Origin of the sequence: Hyphomonas pacifica (assembly GCF_000682675.1) — a bacterium.
Lineage (GTDB): Bacteria > Pseudomonadota > Alphaproteobacteria > Caulobacterales > Hyphomonadaceae > Hyphomonas > Hyphomonas pacifica.
Map to the genome: position 1 here is coordinate 22,895 of NZ_AWFA01000002.1, position 15,794 is coordinate 38,688.

The following is a 15,794-nucleotide window of genomic DNA, read 5'->3' on the forward strand; positions in this document are numbered from 1 at the left end:
GCATGATCCTGTTTGTAGGCTGGGCAATCGCGGTGATTACCGTAGCCATTGGATATGTCATCGCCGGGCCGATCTGGGTGAAGCGGCATTCGCTGCGGTTCCGGGTGGGCCATACACTGCGCCGGTGCAGCGGCATGTATGGCGAGATCGCGCTGGTGACGTTTGGCGCCATGCTGGTCTACCTGATCGACCAGTCGAGCCCGAGCACAACGGTGGACGAACTGGTCATGGCGAGACCCATGGTCTCGCTCGGCGCGGTGATCCTCGTGGCGCTGGTCGTATATGTGCATGGTATCCGCACAGCGATGGCTGCCGAGACCGGAGAGCGTGGGCGCCTCGGCTTCACCTATTCGATCTACGGCGTGTTCAGCACAGTCTTCTTTGCGGGCGGTCTCGCCCTGATCGCGCTGGTCGTGACGCAGGCGCTGGCCGATGCGAGTAATTTTTCTGAACTGTCGAAAGCGGCCATCGCGCAGCTGCCAATGTCCGGCGAAGCAGACACGGACACGCTTCAGCGCGGGCTGGAGCTGTCCTATCTGGACACGCAATTGCTGTTGTCGAAAGCCGAGGACAGCATGTCTCCGGTCTTTGTGTTCATGGCGGGTATCTTCGCGATTAATCTGGCGATCCGCCTGACCCCGCTGCGCAGCCTATTCATCAACAATGCCGTGCTGCTGACTATGGTGACGACCATCATTGGCGTGATTGCCGTTCTGGTGGTCGGCGCGTGGACCTATATTGGATATTATTCCTCCTTCATAAATGACTATCTGGAAGCGCTGACGGAGTTTCGTGGCTTCATCGTGAAGGCCAATCCTGACGCGCTGGAGCGGTATTCCGATATTTATGTCGAGATGATAGATCAGAAGGCCCTGCTGGGCTTTGTGACGCGGATTAGCAATGAATGGGGCGGTGTCGCCGCCGTCCTCGGTGTGACACAGTGGATTGTGGAACAGTTCAATCGTCCCGAGCAGGAGGAAAGCCCGGCGCATGCTCATGAGCCGGCGGAGGCATGATGCGGAAACTCTATATACCGACCATCGCGATTGGCTTAGCCATCGTCTATCTGGCGCTAGCGGGGTGTGTGACCTTGACCGACAAATCCATTCCCGTTCAGCAGGCCAGCCCTGCGATCGCGCTGAAGCCAGCGAGCGAGCCGCTGACCATCATGACGTGGAATATCGGCTATTCTGGCCTCGGCAAGGAATCGGATTTCAAGGCCGATGGCGGCTCCATGCTCCGCCCGCCGAGCAAGGCGATCGTCCGCAAGAATCTTGAAGGTATCCAGGGCGTGCTGCGCGAGCGGCAGCCTGATGTCGTGCTGATGCAGGAACTGGCCGGGCCGGGCTTTCTCACGCGCGGCGTGAATGTACTGGGCGGCGTGAAGCAGGCGCTGCCGGATTATTCAATGTTCTTCTCCTCAGACATTCGCACGCGCCTGTTTCCGGGGCCGCTATCGCTGAAGCACGGCCTGGGCACGTTTCTGAGTGTCGAGAATGACGGCACCCATATCGAACGTATTCCGGAAGAACCGGAAGCGATGATGGGCCTTGTCCGCCGCCGCTATCATGTGCAGGTGACGGAGCTGACGGCGGATGGGCAGGACTGGGCGCTGATCAATGTGCATTTGTCTGCCTTCGATGAAGGCGCAAACACACGGATGGAGCAACTGACCGCTGTGCTGAACCTGGCGCAGTCATATTACGCAGCTGGCAAGGCGGTGGCTGTGGGCGGCGACTGGAACATGCGCCTTGCGCCGACAGATTATGCCTATACCGCAGACGATTCCGCGCAGTTCTGGATCCATGACTTCCCGCGCGACGAACTGGATGAAGGCTGGCAGGTCGCGGTCGATACGAGTGTACCGAGCGTACGCACCAATGAGCAGCCCTATACGCCCGGCGTGAACTACACGACCAATATCGACGGGCTGGTCGTGTCGCCGAATGTCGAGATCGTCTCGGCTGAGGGACTGGACCTCGGTTTTGAGTATACAGACCATCAGCCTGTGATCCTGAAATTGCGTTACCGCGATGGGGCCGCAGCGCCCGGTAGCGCTCAATAATGCCCATCGGGCTGGCAGACGGCATTTTACGACAGATATTTGGCGAAGACGCGCTTGCTGATGTCAGGAATCCGCGCTAACCGAAGCGCAGAATAAGCTTCCTCCCGGGAGAGAGCGGGTATCAAGTCCCGCCGCCGAAGGCGCAACCGCCCCGGAAACGCTCAGGCAAAAGGGCCGGGAGAGAAGGAAACACGCTGGAAAGAGACGGGCGACAAGTGCCGTCTCGCCGAAGGAGCAAGCCCGCATGCCGGGCGGAATCTCTCAGGCGCCCAAGACAGCGGGGGCGACGAAGTGCAGCCATGGGGCTGCTCCGTCACCTATGAAAGGGCGTCATGTCTGACCCGACGACAGAGAACCTGAAGCGCACACCGCTATATGATGTGCATGTGGAACATGGCGCGAAACTGGTGCCGTTCGCAGGCTATGAGATGCCTGTGCAATATTCGATGGGCGTGAAGGACGAACATCTGTGGACCCGCGAGCAAGCCGGTCTGTTTGATGTCTCTCACATGGGCCCATGCTTCCTGTCCCTTGAAGACGGGATTGGCGGCGGAGACGAGGCGCATGCGAAGATCGCGGCGTTGGTCGAGACTCTGGTGCCGTCAGACATTGCCGGTCTGAAGGAAGGCCAGGCCCGCCTGACCGTTCTGCTGAACGAGGATGGCGGCATTCTGGACGATCTGATTATCACCCGCCCGATTGGCGAGGCGGCTCAAGGCTCTCTCTACATTGTCGTCAACGGCGCGGTGAAGGATGCTGACTGGGCGCTCTTTGAACGGAGCTTTCAGGGCAAGGCTGTGCTGACGCGCGCCGATGACCGCATTCTGTTCGCCCTGCAGGGGCCGAAAGCCGTCGACGTGATGAGCGATTTCTTCCCCGGCTGCGAGGAATTGAAATTCATGCATCACATGCCGTTCGAACTGAATGGCACGAGCTGCATCGTGTCCCGCTGTGGCTATACGGGCGAAGACGGCTTTGAAGTGCTGGTCAAGCCTGAGGCCGGCCTGCCGCTGGTCAATGAAATGCTGACGGATGAGCGCGTGAAGCCGATTGGCCTTGGCGCGCGGGACTCCCTGCGCCTTGAAGCCGGGCTGTGCCTTTATGGTCATGACATGGACCCGACCCGCGACCCGGTGGAAGCAGACCTTGCCTGGGTGATCCAGAAGGTGCGCCGTGAGCGTGCAGACTTTCCGGGAGCGGAGCGTATCCTGAAGGCTCGAACTGAAGGCACAGCCGAGAAGCGTGTGGGCATTCGCCCGTTGGAGCGCGCCCCGGCCCGTGAAGGCACAATGATCCAAGTGGATGGGCAGCCGGTTGGCATCGTCACCTCAGGCGGCTTTGGTCCCAGCGTCGATCACCCGGTGGCGATGGGCTATGTGCGCAGCGATCTGGCAGGGCCCGGCACGAAGATTGATCTTATGGTGCGGGGCAAGGCCCGCCTGGCGGAAGTGGTTTCGCTTCCATTTGTTCCACATAATTACAAGCGATAGGAGCGTCCCTAATGACCCGCTATACTCAGCCTACCACTTTCTACACCAAGGAACATGAATGGGTGACCGTTCATAACGATCTCGCTACAGTCGGCATCACGCATTACGCAGAGAACCAGCTGGGCGACATCGTGTTCGTCGAACTGCCCGACGTCGGCGCTGAGTTTGCGACCGGCGACGACATGGCCGTCGTTGAAAGCGTGAAGGCTGCATCTGACGTGTACGCACCGATTGCCGGCAAGGTGGTCGAAGTGAACGCTGTGCTGGCAGACAAGCCGGAGACGGTGAACGAGTCCCCGCGCGAAAAAGGCTGGTTCTGTGTCCTGGAAATCAAGGATGGCGCTGAGATCGCCAGCCTGATGGATGAAGAAGCCTACAAGGCATTCTGCGAAGGCCTGTAAGGTCCCTGTCACTCTGACGGAGTTACGAGTATGAGATACCTCCCCCTAAGTCCGGAAGACCGTGCCGAGATGCTGGATGTCATCGGCGCCAAATCCGTTGATGAGTTCTACGCTGATGTACCGGAGGCCGCCCGCCTGAAAGGCACCATCGAAGGCTTGCCGAACCATCAGGGGGAGCTGGCCGTCGAGCGTCACCTGTCGAAGTTGGCCGCGAAGAACCGGTCTGCCTCTTCAGGTCCGTTCTTTGTTGGCGCTGGCGCTTACCAGCACCATGTGCCGGCCACGGTGGACATGATCATTCAGCGGTCGGAATTCCTGACGACCTATACGCCATACCAGCCGGAAATCGCACAGGGCACCTTGCAGACCCTGTTCGAATTTCAGACGCAGGTTGCGGCCATGACGGCGATGGATGTGGCCAACGCCTCCATGTATGACGGCTCCACCGCCTGCGCCGAGGCCGCCATCATGGCGACCCGCGTGACGCGCCGCAAGAAGGTGATCCTGTCCGGTGGCCTGCACCCGCACTATGCCGCCGCCACCAAAATGGTGTGCGAGGCACAGGGCTTTGAAGTGGTTCAGCTGCCGGTAGCGATCGACGATGAAAACGCGCTGGCTGAGGCTGTCGATGATGCAACGGCCTGTGTGATTGGTCAGAGTCCGAACGTTTTCGGAACGGTGACGGATCTCTCCAAATCTGCCGACGCCGCGCACGAAAAAGGCGCGCTGTTGGTATCTGTGTTCACCGAAGCGGTGTCGCTGGGCCTGGTGACGCCTCCGGGCGAAATGGGCGCAGACATCGCTGTTGGTGAAGGCCAGTCTATTGGCAATGGCCTGAGCTTTGGCGGGCCCTATGTGGGCCTGTTTGCCTGCACGCAGAAACTGGTTCGCCAGATGCCGGGCCGCCTGTGCGGTGAGACAGAAGATGCCGACGGCAAGCGCGGTTTTGTGCTGACGCTGTCGACGCGTGAGCAGCATATCCGGCGCGACAAGGCGACCTCCAATATCTGTACGAATTCCGGCCTCTGCGCACTGGCCTTTACGGCGCACATGACACTGCTGGGCGGCAAGGGCCTGGAGCAGATGGCCCTTCTGAACCATGAAGCGGCCTGCGACCTGGCTGACGCGCTGGACGAGATTGACGGGGTCGAGATCCTGACGCCGCGCTTCTTCAACGAGTTTGCCTTCCGCACGCCGATGGATGCCGAAGCCGTGCTTGCCATGCTGGACGAAGCCGGCGTGGTCGGCGGGGTTCGCGCCAGCCGTCTGTTCCCGGAGGGTCATATGGGCGACATGATCCTCTGCGCCGCCACCGAATGCACAACGCCTGAAGACATCGCTGCCTATGCCGCAGCGCTGAAGGAGATTATCTGATGACCATGAACAATCACGGCCGCCCTACGTCTCCTGATCATGTTCCGTCTGACCGGAATGTCGAGACGGTCTCCGGTTCCCGCGGGCTTCTGCAGCATGAGGGCCTGATCTTCGAGGTCGGCACCCCTGAGACGACCGGCGTGGACCTACCCAAGCCGAAGAACCGTACCGGCCGCCTCGGCGGTGTTGCGCGCAAGAAAGGCACCGGCCTGCCGGGCTTGTCCGAGCCGCAGGCGGTGCGCCACTATATGCGCCTGTCCCAGAAGAACTATGCCATCGATCTTGGCCTGTTCCCGCTGGGCAGCTGCACGATGAAGCACAATCCGCGCCTGAACGAAAAGCTGGCCCGCCTGCCGGGTTTTGCCGACATTCACCCGCTGCAACCGCAAGCCACCGTGCAGGGCGCACTGGAGCTGATCGACGAACTGGCCACCTGGCTGAAGACGCTGACCGGTATGCCGGCTGTGGCGATGAGCCCTAAGGCCGGCGCGCATGGCGAGTTCTGCGGCATGATGGCTATCCGTCAGGCCCTGATCGCGCGCGGTGAGGGGGAAACCCGCAAGCGCGTTCTGGTGCCGGCCTCCGCCCACGGAACAAACCCGGCGACGGCAGTGCAGTGCGGCTTTGTGGTTGACGAGATCAAGGCCAATGAGCGTGGCCGCGTGAACATGGATCAGTTGCGCGAGAAGCTGCATAATGCTGACGACATTGCCGGCATCATGCTGACCAATCCCAATACGTGCGGCCTGTTCGAAAGCGACATTCGCGAGATTGCCGACCTGATCCATGAGGCGGGCGGCTATTTCTATTGTGACGGCGCAAACTTCAACGCCATTGTCGGCCGGGTGCGTCCGGGCGATCTTGGCGTTGATGCGATGCACATCAATCTGCACAAGACTTTCTCGACCCCGCATGGCGGTGGCGGCCCTGGCTCTGGGCCGACCGTGCTGTCCGAAGCGCTGGCGCCCTATGCACCAGTGCCATTCGTGGTGAAGGATGAGGACGGCGTGTTCCGTCTGGTCGAGGATGTAGAAGGCGATGCCAGCGAAAGCTTTGGCCGTATGGTGGCCTTCCATGGCCAGATGGGCATGTTCGTGCGTGCGCTGACATATATTCTAAGTCATGGCGCAGACGGGCTGAAGCAGGCCTCCGAGGATGCCGTGCTGAATGCCAACTACATTCAGGCGCGTCTAAAATCTGTCATGACGCCGGCTTTTGATGGCTATTGTATGCACGAGGCCCTGTTCTCTGACGCCTTCACGGCAGAGGGCATTGAGACCATCGACATCGCAAAATCGCTGATCGATGAGGGCTATCACCCGATGACGATGTATTTCCCGCTGGTGGTGCACGGCGCGATGCTGATCGAGCCGACGGAATCGGAGTCGAAGGCCGAGCTGGATCGCTTCTGCGACTCGCTGGAGTCCATTGCCCGCCGTGCGGCCCAGGGCGATGACACGCTGAAGGGCGCGCCATACCTTGCCCCGATGCGGCGTCTGGATGAGACCAAAGCCGCCCGGAAACCCATTCTCAAATGGGTGGAAGCGAACGCGGACAGCGTTGCCGCGGAATAGATATCAGGCCGTGGCAGGTTCAGCGAGTTCGCGCTTGTCACGGCCAAACATCTTCTTGCGAAGCCGACCGAAAATGATGAGGCAGGGCTTCTCATAGAATCTGTAGGCCAGGGCCGAGGCAACAATGCTGAGGCTGACGCCGATTACGACAAAGGCGATATTGTCCAGTGGGCCGGGGACCCCGAGACGGAACACAGGTGCCAGCGCGTCAATCCTGCCCAGATGGTCGAAGATGCGCCGAAGCAGGCTCAAGACGAGCATGTGGCACAGATAGAGTGAGAATGACCAGTCGCCGAGTCGTACACAGGCGGCGAGTACCTTGTTCAGCGGCCCTTTCAGCGCAAGCATCCGTTCAGGCATTGACTGCCCCGCCAGCCATCCAAGCCAGATCGTCACCATCATGGTGATCGCGCCGACACTGATCGCCAATATGGTGGCACTCAAGCGGATGGCGTCGGCGCTTTTGTCATCCAGGCCGTAGAGCTGGTAGATCACCGTGCAGGCGAGAGTGCCTGTGGCTGCGGGTACAAGCCAGGCGAGACGCTGTTGCAGGTCCAGCATCGCAAGTCCGTAGATCAGAGCAGCGCTTGGTAGACCGAACCACATCACCCGGCCCCATTGCAACGTATGAGCTGTTTCCAGACCCTGGTAGCAGAGCGCCGCCATCAGCCACAGCGTGGCCAGAAGTGTCACCGCCCCTGCTCGCCAATGCAGGCCGGACATGACAATCAGGCCAACGGCAGCGCCCAGGATAAACTCCATTGTCATCGGATAAAAGAACAGGGCAGGCAGATCGACGGCTAGCGGGCCGGACAGGCCCATAAGAGACCCTGCGATAACCCAGCCGCCCCAGATCAGCAGCAGGGCCGGCAGCCATCGCCGCGGAAGCAGAAGCAGAATGGCAAAAACGAAGTAGAAGTAGACCTCATGCACGAGGGTCCAGCCAACGCCTAGAATCGGGTGCTCGCCTTGTGGCAGAAGGGCAAAGGATTTCAGCAGGTACGGGATCAGCGGTTCACTGCGCGAGATGGCCTGCCAGCCTTGGCCATGGCCGGATAAGCCATGCATCCACACCATGTATACAGTCATCATGCCGGCAAAAAGCCACCAGACCGGATAGATGCGGGTGATTCGAGCGAACAGGAAGTCAGTAGAACTCTTCACGCCGGTCTTCAGGTCATTGGTGACGTAGACCATGATGAAGCCGGAGATAACGAAGAACAGATCCACGCCTGCATAGCCATTTGAGAAAATGCCACTGACAATACCGTGCTCGGTCAGGCCGTTGGCTTCAATCCCCAGACTCTCAAGAGACCGGATATGATAGAGCACCACGATGAGGGCAGCCAAACCTCTCAATACCTGGACAGACTGCAGCTTCATCAGGGGCCTCACGCAACTAGGTCTCCACTTGGGAGTTCAAGGTGGTGTAGCAATCAGGTAACGTCCACGCCAGACTTTGAAGACAACCTGCTGTTTTATGTGGCGCGGCCTGACACGAGTATCATATTTCGGAAATGCTGGACGACGAGACTTCCGTGGATAATCAACAGAGTACAATCACAGCCAAACCGATCAGCCCCCTGCGTAACGGGGTGTATGTGGCTTTCCGTCAGGTGCTGGCCCTGCTTGGCCTCATCATGATTGCTGTTGCCATTCCGATTGCGTTTCTCACACCGGTGATTCCGGTTGGCCTGCCAATCGCCATTCTCGGCGTCGTGTTGCTGGGCCGCAATGCGATGTGGGGGCGCCGATGGATGGAGAGCGTGCTGGCCCGTCATCCCCGGGTTGAGCGTTTCGCCCCGAACTGGCTGATGCGGCTCGTGTTCGGGCGCGAGAAGCGAGATGTTCATCCAGACGGCAGATAGTGTCTAAATTGCTGACCGGCGTGCGCTTTCAGCCATCGGATGCAGAGCCGAAAGGCTGACACACTTGCGATAGTTGCAAATGTAAGCACTATAGCCGCAGAATTGCGGTTATACGGGGCTCAGACGAGATGAGAATATCACACCGACTGGTTGCCGGCGTGGCGGCAGCATTCATGCTGTCGGCTTGCGGTGGTGGTAAGGATGAAGCTGCGGAGAAAAAGGAGGCGGAAATTACGTTCGACAAGAACCCGTATCCTTCCACTTATTCACCCTATCCCAATGCGCCAGTTCTGATCACCAATGCCACCATCCTGGATGGCGAGGGGGCACGGATCGAGAATGGCAGCCTGTTGCTGGAAGACGGCAAGATTTCCGCCATTGGCAGCGACCTGGAGGCCCCGGAAGGTGCGATGACGATTGATGCGTCAGGCCGTTGGGTAACGCCTGGCATTATCGACAATCACAGCCACCTGGGCGTGTACCCATCCCCTGGCGTTAGTGCGCACGGGGATGGTAACGAAATTTCCGCGCCGGTGACGGCTGAGGTCTGGTCCGAGCATGGCGTCTGGCCACAGGATCCAGGCTTCACCCGCGCGCTGGCTGGTGGCATCACGTCTCTGCAGATCCTGCCGGGCAGTGCGAACCTGATTGGCGGTCGAGGTGTGATTGTGAAGAATGTGCCGAGCCGCACCGTACAGGGCATGAAATTCCCCAATGCGCCTTACACGCTTAAAATGGCATGCGGCGAGAATCCGAAGCGAGTCTATGGCTATGGCGGCGGACGTTTTCCGGGCGGCGCGCCATATTCCCGCATGGGCAATATGGCGGGCTATCGCTCAGCCTGGATCCGCGCGACGGAGTACAAGCGTAAATGGGACAAGTATGAGAAAGAGGGCGGCGAGCCACCGGCTCGCGATTTGGAACTGGACACGCTTGCGGGTGTGCTGAATGGTGACATCCTAGTGCACATGCACTGCTATCGCGCCGACGAAATGGCCCAGATCATGGATATGTCGAAGGAGTTTGGCTACAAGGTCGCCTCCTTCCACCATGCTGTCGAAAGCTACAAGATTGCCGACAAGCTGGCCGAGTATGGCGCATGTTCGTCCATGTGGGCGGATTGGTGGGGCTTCAAGATGGAAGCCTATGACGGTATTCGCGAGAACATCCCGCTGGTGCACAAGGCGGGCGCGTGTGCGATTGTGCACTCTGACAGCGATGTTGGCATCCAGCGCTTGAACCAGGAAGCCGCCAAGGCATGGTCTGATGGCCGCAAGATCGGCATCGACATTCCGGAGGAGGAAGCCTGGACCTGGCTGTCCATCAATCCAGCAAAGTCGCTTGGTATTGATGACCGCACGGGCAGCCTGAAACCCGGCAAAATGGCCGATGTGGTGATTTGGTCCGGCGATCCGTTCAGTGTCTATACCAAGGCAGATCAGGTCTTCATTGATGGCGCCCTGATGTATGATCGCAGCACCCCTGAATCTGATCCGGTGACGGACTTTGAAATTGGCCAGCCTGGCGAAGGAGACCGAAAATGAGGAAGAGTCTTGCAACAGCCCTCGCGGCCTTTACCTGGCTGACCACACCCGCTCTGGCAGATACATATGTGATCCGTGGGGAGAGCGTCTGGACAGGTACAAGCCAGGGAACCATCAAGAATGGTGTTGTTGTGATCGAGGATGATCGCATCACAGCCGTTGGCGGGGCCAGTATGGCCGTGCCGGATGGGGCCTCTGAAATTTCCGCAAAATGGGTCACGCCCGGCCTGATCTCAGCCTATTCGCAGACGGGGCTGGTTGAGGTTGGCGCGGAAGACCCGACCAATGATGCGTTGGCCGCGGCATCAGTCTATTCCATTTCGCTCAATGCGGCAGACGGGTTCAATCCGGATTCGACGGCGATTGATGTAACCCGTATCGAAGGGTTTACGCGCCTAGTCGTTGCGCCGCAGACAGGCAACACCATGTTTGGTGGACAGGGCTTCATTGCCGACACGAGCGGTGATCTCGATACGCCGCTTACGGAGAAGGCATTCACCTTCATCGCGCTTGGCGAAGCTGGAGCAGGGCTGACGGGTGGGTCGCGGGCGTCTGCCATGGCAACGCTGAAAGCCGCGCTGGATGATGGCCGGACCTATCCTGCGCGCTACATTGCCAATAGCGAGGGTGATGCGCTGAAGCGTCTGGACGCGCAGGCCTTCAGCCCGGCAGCGCGCGGCCAGCAACTGATTATGGTTCAGGCGCATCGCGCTAGCGACCTTAACGCGGTAATGGATCTGGCTGAAGAACAGCCGAATCTGAAGTTCGTGATTGTGGGCGGGGATGAGGCCTGGCGGGTTGCGCCGCGACTGGCGAAACTGGATATTCCTGTTATCGTAGACGCCTTTTCCAACCTGCCTTCCAGCTTTGAGCGTCTGGCGGCAACATCAGAGAATGCCAGCCGGCTGGCTGAAACGGGCGTTGCCTTTGCGATTGCGAATGTCGGCGATTCTGCCCAGCAGGCCCGTCTGGCGAGCCAAATTGCAGGCAATGCGGTGGCCAATGGGCTGGATTTTGATGAGGCGCTTGCTGCCCTGACGGTTGTTCCGGCAGAGATCTTCAACATGACCGGATATGGAACACTTGCTCCGGGCGCACATGCCGATGTTGTGGCATGGGATGGTGATCCGCTGGAAGTTACTTCGAGCCCCGTCGCGGTCATCATTGATGGAGAGGCGCAATCGCTTCAGTCCCGTCAGACACGTCTGCGGGACCGGTATCTCAATCTGGATGAGAGCGAGCGCCCCATGGCGTATCACAAACCCTGATAGATCAAAGGCTCAACGCGGGTCAGGCGCCTGCGTTGAGTTGCTCGATCAGTTCTTGCGTCACGTGGCCTGTGGCGGCAAGTCCGGTGTCGGACTGGTATTCGCGGATCGCTGCGGCTGTGCCAGTCCCGAGAATGCCATCCGGAGTGCCGGCGTTGTAGCCCATCGTGTTCAGGGCGGCCTGAATGGCTTTTACCTGCTGAGGGTTCCCCAACTGCCAAGACTGAAGCTCGAACCGACCATTTGCTGTAGCATTGGCCGGCGCAGCATTCCACAGATCCGCGCGGTTCAGGGCGCGTGCGTCGGCTTCCGGTGAAACCCTGGCGCTCAGCTCACGTACTTTCGCCGGCGCGCCTGCGTCGCCATTGCGGGCGGCCACGTTGAACCAATAGAGCGCTTCTTCCAGATCGGGGCTGATGCCGAGTCCTTCCTCGTACAGGATTCCGAGATTGTACTGGCTATCGACGATGCCATACTCCGCACCCTGACGGAACCATTCAACCGCGCCAGCATAGCTTTGCGGCCCGCCATCGCCCTGTGCCATGTAGACGGCATAGTCGTGCATGGCATTAATGTTGCCATTCTCGGCTGCGCGCTTTGTCCATTGGCGTGCAAGGGAGAGGTCCTTGGGAACGCCTGTGCCTTTTTCGTGCAGCTTGGAAAGTCTGTACTGCGCAATGGCTAGCCCGCCGACAGCCGCTTCCTGCATGAGGTCTGCGCCGTCCTGAAGCCTACCTTCGGCGAGATATGCCTGCGCTAGTGTGTAGCGTGCGACGGGGTTTCCTGCTGCGGCGGCGCCTTTCAGCGTGCCTGTTTCCGGGATCGGCTCATAGGCGGGGGCCTTCTGGACAATCGTTGCAGACATGATCGACGGGTTGTCGGCCTTCGTGGCAGGATCGGTCTCGATGGTGGCTTCTGGGCTGGTTTCCGTACTGGCTTCAGAGGTGGGCGCCGTTTCCGCTTCACGGCCAAACAGCATGTCTTCCATATCGACATTGGCGGGCACCGCCTCAGCCTCTGTTCCTGCGGCCTCGGGCAAGCCTGCCTTAAAAGCCATGTCGTCTCCCTGCGGAGCAGTCTCTTCAGAGGCCGGTGTGGCCGCAGAAGGCACTACGGGCGTTGCGGCTGTCGACACATGAGGCGCGTCCTGAGTGCCACGCAGGTACAAATATCCACCGACAGCAGCGCCGGTGATTACGACTGCAGACGCAGCCGCATAGAGCGGCATCTTGCTGTTGGAGCGGCTTCCCTTTGCGGGCGCCATCTTGTCCTTGCGCGCAGAGGGTGCGCCGTTAGAGGCCGCAATCGCCGCGCGGCGTGCCATTGCGATATAATTTTCCGTCTCTTCTGTCTCTTCAGTCTCGGCCACAGCTTCGGGCTCGGATGTCGGCTCTTCGGTGTCCTGAACCTCTTGGATGAAGCTGTGCAGATCGGCTTCGCTGTCGAAGTCCTCGGCATCGAAGATGTCTGAATCGCGGGCTTCAGTATGGCTGTCGTCCAGGCCCATGAGGGCAGACAGGGGGTCTGTTGCTCCGGTGCCTTCTTCGCCTTCAACTGCATCCATTTGAATGCCGAAATCGGAAGTCGTCTCAAAGAAGCTGAGATCGTCATCGTTGTCTTCATCTTCGTCCAGTTCGACGAATGGGGAGTCATCGTCTGCGGACTCATAGAGAGATGATGTCTGCCGAGGGGGCGATGCCTGTTCCGATTGGCTGTCCCGTAGGGCCTCTTTCTGTTCTTCCGCTGTGAACTCCGCATCCGGAAGACCGGGTTCAAAGTCCTCTTCGAACACAGAGTCTTCAATCTCGACTATTTCATCGTTATCCGTTGCAAACAGGTTTTCCGGCACGTCATCAGCCACGCGGGGGGCAACAGAAGATGGCTCTGAATTCCGGCCGGCATACGCGGGCGCGGTGAAGTCTTCCAGGCTTTCAAGGCGCGTCGCCAGAGAGGTGATTGCCTTCTGGAGCGGCGAGAGCGAGGATGTGGTCTGGGTCTGAATTTGCTCAAGACGTTCAGATACATTGGATAGGGCATCGGACAGGCGATTGTCCGAATGCTTGCGGTTTTCATCGATCTGCGTTGCCAGGGTTTGCAAGGCCTTGTCCTGGCGCACTCGCAGGCGCGTGGCGACCTTTGCCACCTGATCCCCGATCTGCGAGATGGCGTCAGCACTGCGTTGTTCGCTTTCCTTGACGCGCCGGTCTACATGGCCCGCCATTTCGTCCATGCGTTCACTGACCATATCGCCAAATTGGCCAATCTCTTCGCGGATGGCATCGCTGGTCAGCGCGTCATCGCGGTTTTCGATGTCCTGCAGTCGCTTATCAAAGCTGGACGACAGCTCGTCGACGGCTTCGGAGGAATCCGCAGAGGCTGCGCGGGAAATTTCTTCCACTAGTTCTTGGCGTGCCTTGTCGACCGTTTCGCGTACTGAGCGGGTGATGTCTTCAAAGCGCGCATTGAATTCCTCGCGCAGCTTCCGGGCAATGTCTGGGTCAACGCTTTCAGACAGAGCTCCGATCTTCTCGTCGAGCTGGCTGTAGGTCGCTTCCAGGCTCTGCAGAGCTGTGTCCGTGGCTGTTTCGGCGCGGTTTAGGCGGTCCTGAATGCCTTCTATCTTGGAATCCATGGAGTCCACGGCCTCGGAGATCCGGGCGTTTACCACCTCCATGTCCGGGGCGGCATTGCCAGGATGCGCAATATCCTGATTGACCCGACCTTCCAGTGTAGTGAGCCGTTCGGACAGGTGCCGCGCGGCACCTTCGGCGCGCAGTTCGGCCTGCTCGACAGCCTTCTCCACGCGGGCGACTGCATGAGACAACGTGTTTTCAACGCGCGTTTCCATGCCTTCCACGCGCTCGCTCAGGTCTGAGAATCCTGCTTCCACCCGGCCCTTTATGGCCTGGGCTTCGTTGTGCGCGAGTTCGTTTTCCTCGAACACGTGGCTGGCAAGTTTGCCAAGGGCCTCTTCGAGAGATTTCAGGGCTTCAAGGTTTTCGCGCGCAGAACTGTCTTGTTCCATGCGACGCACCTTGGCCTGCAGAGCCTCATGCGTTTCGCGCAGCTCATCCAGCAGGCTCTCGACATGGCCTGTCATCGAAGCCGTATTGTGCTCGGATTCCTCAAGCCGGGCGACGAGACCAAGTATGGTGTGATCCATGCCGGTGATTGCCAGGGTCGAGCGCGCCTCTGTCGCTTCGATTCGCTTGGTCAGCTTGTCGATTGTGCTGGAAGCCGCGTCAGGTCTCAGGCGGCGGCTCTCATAGGGTGCAGATACTTCGTTCGGGCGCGGGGCTTCCGCTGACATCAGCAGTCGATTCAGATACTCCCCGAGCGTAAGGCCTTCTGCACTGGCAGCCTCCCGCGCGGCATCTCTTGCGCGCTGGTCGATCCCTTTTACGCTCCAGGGTCCTGTCTGGCTCATCCCCATCTCCTGAACAGGTTGAATCACCTATCGGGATTAACCGATCAGGCGGATTCGTTCACATTTAGATTGTTGATGACAGGCGCCGTATTAAAAGTGGGTTAAACGTAAAGAAAATCAGAGAAATTGGTAATACTGGCGCGAAGATGAGGCGGCAGTTTTCTGGTCAATAAAAGTTTACGTTGACGTTCGCGTAAGGGCTGATCTAGATTTACGGCATGACCCACAAGCTCTCCAAAATCTCCGCAGCGGATTCTCGCACTTACACAATTTCCGAGCTTGCTCGCGAGTTCGGCGTAACGCCAAGGGCGCTACGGTTCTACGAAGACAAGGACATGCTCCACCCGGCACGGGATGGCATGACGCGCGTCTATTCGAACAGGGACCGGGCCCGGCTCACCATCATCGTCAGGCTGAAACGGCTCGGCCTGCCGCTCGCGGATATCCGCGAAATCCTTGACCTTTATGTTCTGGATGACGGCCAGCGGGCGCAGATGCGCATGTCGCTGGAGAAATTCCGCAAGCAGGCCAAGGAGCTGGAAATTCAGCGCAGCGACATTGACACTGCTCTCACAGAGTTGCGCAAGGGCATCGCCTGGCTGGAAACGCAAATTGCAAACACCGGACCGTCTGATGAGAACAAGCGGCAGCTGGCCGCTTATGACGAGATTGCCCGCAGGCAACTTGACGAGGTTTAGGACCTTGGCTGCCCTTCCATTTGCGGAAGGCAGTGGTCTCTAGAACGACTTTTCCAGAATGGCGCGCTATTCAGCGTAGCCATTC

12 protein-coding genes and 1 riboswitch are annotated in these 15,794 nt (G+C 59.2%); of the genes, 10 read left to right on the top strand and 2 right to left on the bottom strand.

What is annotated here, in order from left to right; all coding sequences use genetic code 11:
• Nucleotides 1-2: 2 nt before the first annotated feature.
• From HY2_RS01160 to gcvPB, 6 genes are all read left to right on the top strand, one after another.
• On the top strand, nucleotides 3-1,016 hold the full coding sequence (locus HY2_RS01160) for a hypothetical protein (RefSeq protein ID WP_034823885.1): 1,014 nt from the start codon (nucleotides 3-5) through the stop codon (nucleotides 1,014-1,016).
• On the top strand, nucleotides 1,013-2,065 hold the full coding sequence (locus tag HY2_RS01165) for an endonuclease/exonuclease/phosphatase family protein (protein ID WP_034823886.1): 1,053 nt from the start codon (nucleotides 1,013-1,015) through the stop codon (nucleotides 2,063-2,065). Before HY2_RS01160 ends, HY2_RS01165 begins: the two co-directional genes overlap by 4 nt.
• A gap of 95 nt (nucleotides 2,066-2,160) precedes the next feature.
• Nucleotides 2,161-2,252: riboswitch (glycine riboswitch) on the top strand.
• Between the two features lie 145 nt (nucleotides 2,253-2,397).
• Complete coding sequence (gene gcvT / locus HY2_RS01170; protein ID WP_034823887.1) at nucleotides 2,398-3,555, top strand: glycine cleavage system aminomethyltransferase GcvT; 1,158 nt, start codon at nucleotides 2,398-2,400, stop codon at nucleotides 3,553-3,555.
• Nucleotides 3,556-3,566: 11 nt separating this feature from the next.
• Nucleotides 3,567-3,956, top strand: a complete 390-nt coding sequence (gene gcvH, locus HY2_RS01175) for a glycine cleavage system protein GcvH (RefSeq protein ID WP_034823888.1) — start codon at nucleotides 3,567-3,569, stop codon at nucleotides 3,954-3,956.
• Nucleotides 3,957-3,986: 30 nt separating this feature from the next.
• Entirely contained in the window at nucleotides 3,987-5,330 is a 1,344-nt protein-coding gene (gene gcvPA / locus HY2_RS01180; protein ID WP_034823889.1) for an aminomethyl-transferring glycine dehydrogenase subunit GcvPA, read from the top strand.
• Nucleotides 5,330-6,904 carry an aminomethyl-transferring glycine dehydrogenase subunit GcvPB gene (gcvPB, locus tag HY2_RS01185; RefSeq protein WP_034823890.1) on the top strand — a complete coding sequence of 525 codons (1,575 nt, stop codon included), beginning with the start codon at nucleotides 5,330-5,332 and terminating at the stop codon, nucleotides 6,902-6,904. The genes gcvPA and gcvPB overlap by 1 nt, the downstream gene beginning before the upstream one ends.
• 3 nt (nucleotides 6,905-6,907) lie before the next feature.
• Here the strand turns inward: gcvPB and HY2_RS01190 are convergent, their stop codons facing one another.
• Complete coding sequence (locus HY2_RS01190) at nucleotides 6,908-8,287, bottom strand: acyltransferase family protein (protein ID WP_034823891.1); 1,380 nt, start codon at nucleotides 8,285-8,287, stop codon at nucleotides 6,908-6,910.
• Nucleotides 8,288-8,442: 155 nt separating this feature from the next.
• On the opposite strand from HY2_RS01190, the gene HY2_RS01195 reads away from it, so the two are divergent.
• From HY2_RS01195 to HY2_RS01205, 3 genes are all read left to right on the top strand, one after another.
• Entirely contained in the window at nucleotides 8,443-8,772 is a 330-nt protein-coding gene (locus tag HY2_RS01195; RefSeq protein ID WP_233346068.1) for a hypothetical protein, read from the top strand.
• A gap of 128 nt (nucleotides 8,773-8,900) precedes the next feature.
• Entirely contained in the window at nucleotides 8,901-10,316 is a 1,416-nt protein-coding gene (locus tag HY2_RS01200) for an amidohydrolase (RefSeq protein ID WP_034823893.1), read from the top strand.
• The gene (locus HY2_RS01205) at nucleotides 10,313-11,584 is read left to right on the top strand and encodes an amidohydrolase family protein (protein ID WP_034823894.1); all 1,272 of its coding nucleotides are present in this window, start codon (nucleotides 10,313-10,315) and stop codon (nucleotides 11,582-11,584) included. The genes HY2_RS01200 and HY2_RS01205 overlap by 4 nt, the downstream gene beginning before the upstream one ends.
• Nucleotides 11,585-11,606: 22 nt before the next feature.
• Here the strand turns inward: HY2_RS01205 and HY2_RS01210 are convergent, their stop codons facing one another.
• On the bottom strand, nucleotides 11,607-15,011 hold the full coding sequence (locus tag HY2_RS01210) for a peptidoglycan-binding protein (protein ID WP_034823895.1): 3,405 nt from the start codon (nucleotides 15,009-15,011) through the stop codon (nucleotides 11,607-11,609).
• A 218-nt stretch (nucleotides 15,012-15,229) separates the two neighbouring features.
• Here HY2_RS01210 and HY2_RS01215 point away from each other — a divergent pair, with 218 nt between their 5' ends.
• Nucleotides 15,230-15,709: a MerR family transcriptional regulator gene (locus tag HY2_RS01215; protein WP_051594591.1), complete on the top strand. Its 480-nt coding sequence runs from the start codon at nucleotides 15,230-15,232 to the stop codon at nucleotides 15,707-15,709.
• The last annotated feature ends 85 nt before the right edge of the window (nucleotides 15,710-15,794 follow it).

What these genes read in the sequence shown, in the direction of transcription:
- HY2_RS01160 (WP_034823885.1), top strand. Translation starts at nt 3, where the DNA reads ATGATCCTGTTTGTAGGCTGGGCAATCGCGGTGATTACCGTAGCCATT.
- HY2_RS01165 (WP_034823886.1), top strand. Translation starts at nt 1,013, where the DNA reads ATGATGCGGAAACTCTATATACCGACCATCGCGATTGGCTTAGCCATC.
- gcvT (WP_034823887.1), top strand. Translation starts at nt 2,398, where the DNA reads ATGTCTGACCCGACGACAGAGAACCTGAAGCGCACACCGCTATATGAT.
- gcvH (WP_034823888.1), top strand. Translation starts at nt 3,567, where the DNA reads ATGACCCGCTATACTCAGCCTACCACTTTCTACACCAAGGAACATGAA.
- gcvPA (WP_034823889.1), top strand. Translation starts at nt 3,987, where the DNA reads ATGAGATACCTCCCCCTAAGTCCGGAAGACCGTGCCGAGATGCTGGAT.
- gcvPB (WP_034823890.1), top strand. Translation starts at nt 5,330, where the DNA reads ATGACCATGAACAATCACGGCCGCCCTACGTCTCCTGATCATGTTCCG.
- HY2_RS01190 (WP_034823891.1), bottom strand. Translation starts at nt 8,287, where the DNA reads ATGAAGCTGCAGTCTGTCCAGGTATTGAGAGGTTTGGCTGCCCTCATC.
- HY2_RS01200 (WP_034823893.1), top strand. Translation starts at nt 8,901, where the DNA reads ATGAGAATATCACACCGACTGGTTGCCGGCGTGGCGGCAGCATTCATG.
- HY2_RS01205 (WP_034823894.1), top strand. Translation starts at nt 10,313, where the DNA reads ATGAGGAAGAGTCTTGCAACAGCCCTCGCGGCCTTTACCTGGCTGACC.
- HY2_RS01210 (WP_034823895.1), bottom strand. Translation starts at nt 15,011, where the DNA reads ATGAGCCAGACAGGACCCTGGAGCGTAAAAGGGATCGACCAGCGCGCA.
- HY2_RS01215 (WP_051594591.1), top strand. Translation starts at nt 15,230, where the DNA reads ATGACCCACAAGCTCTCCAAAATCTCCGCAGCGGATTCTCGCACTTAC.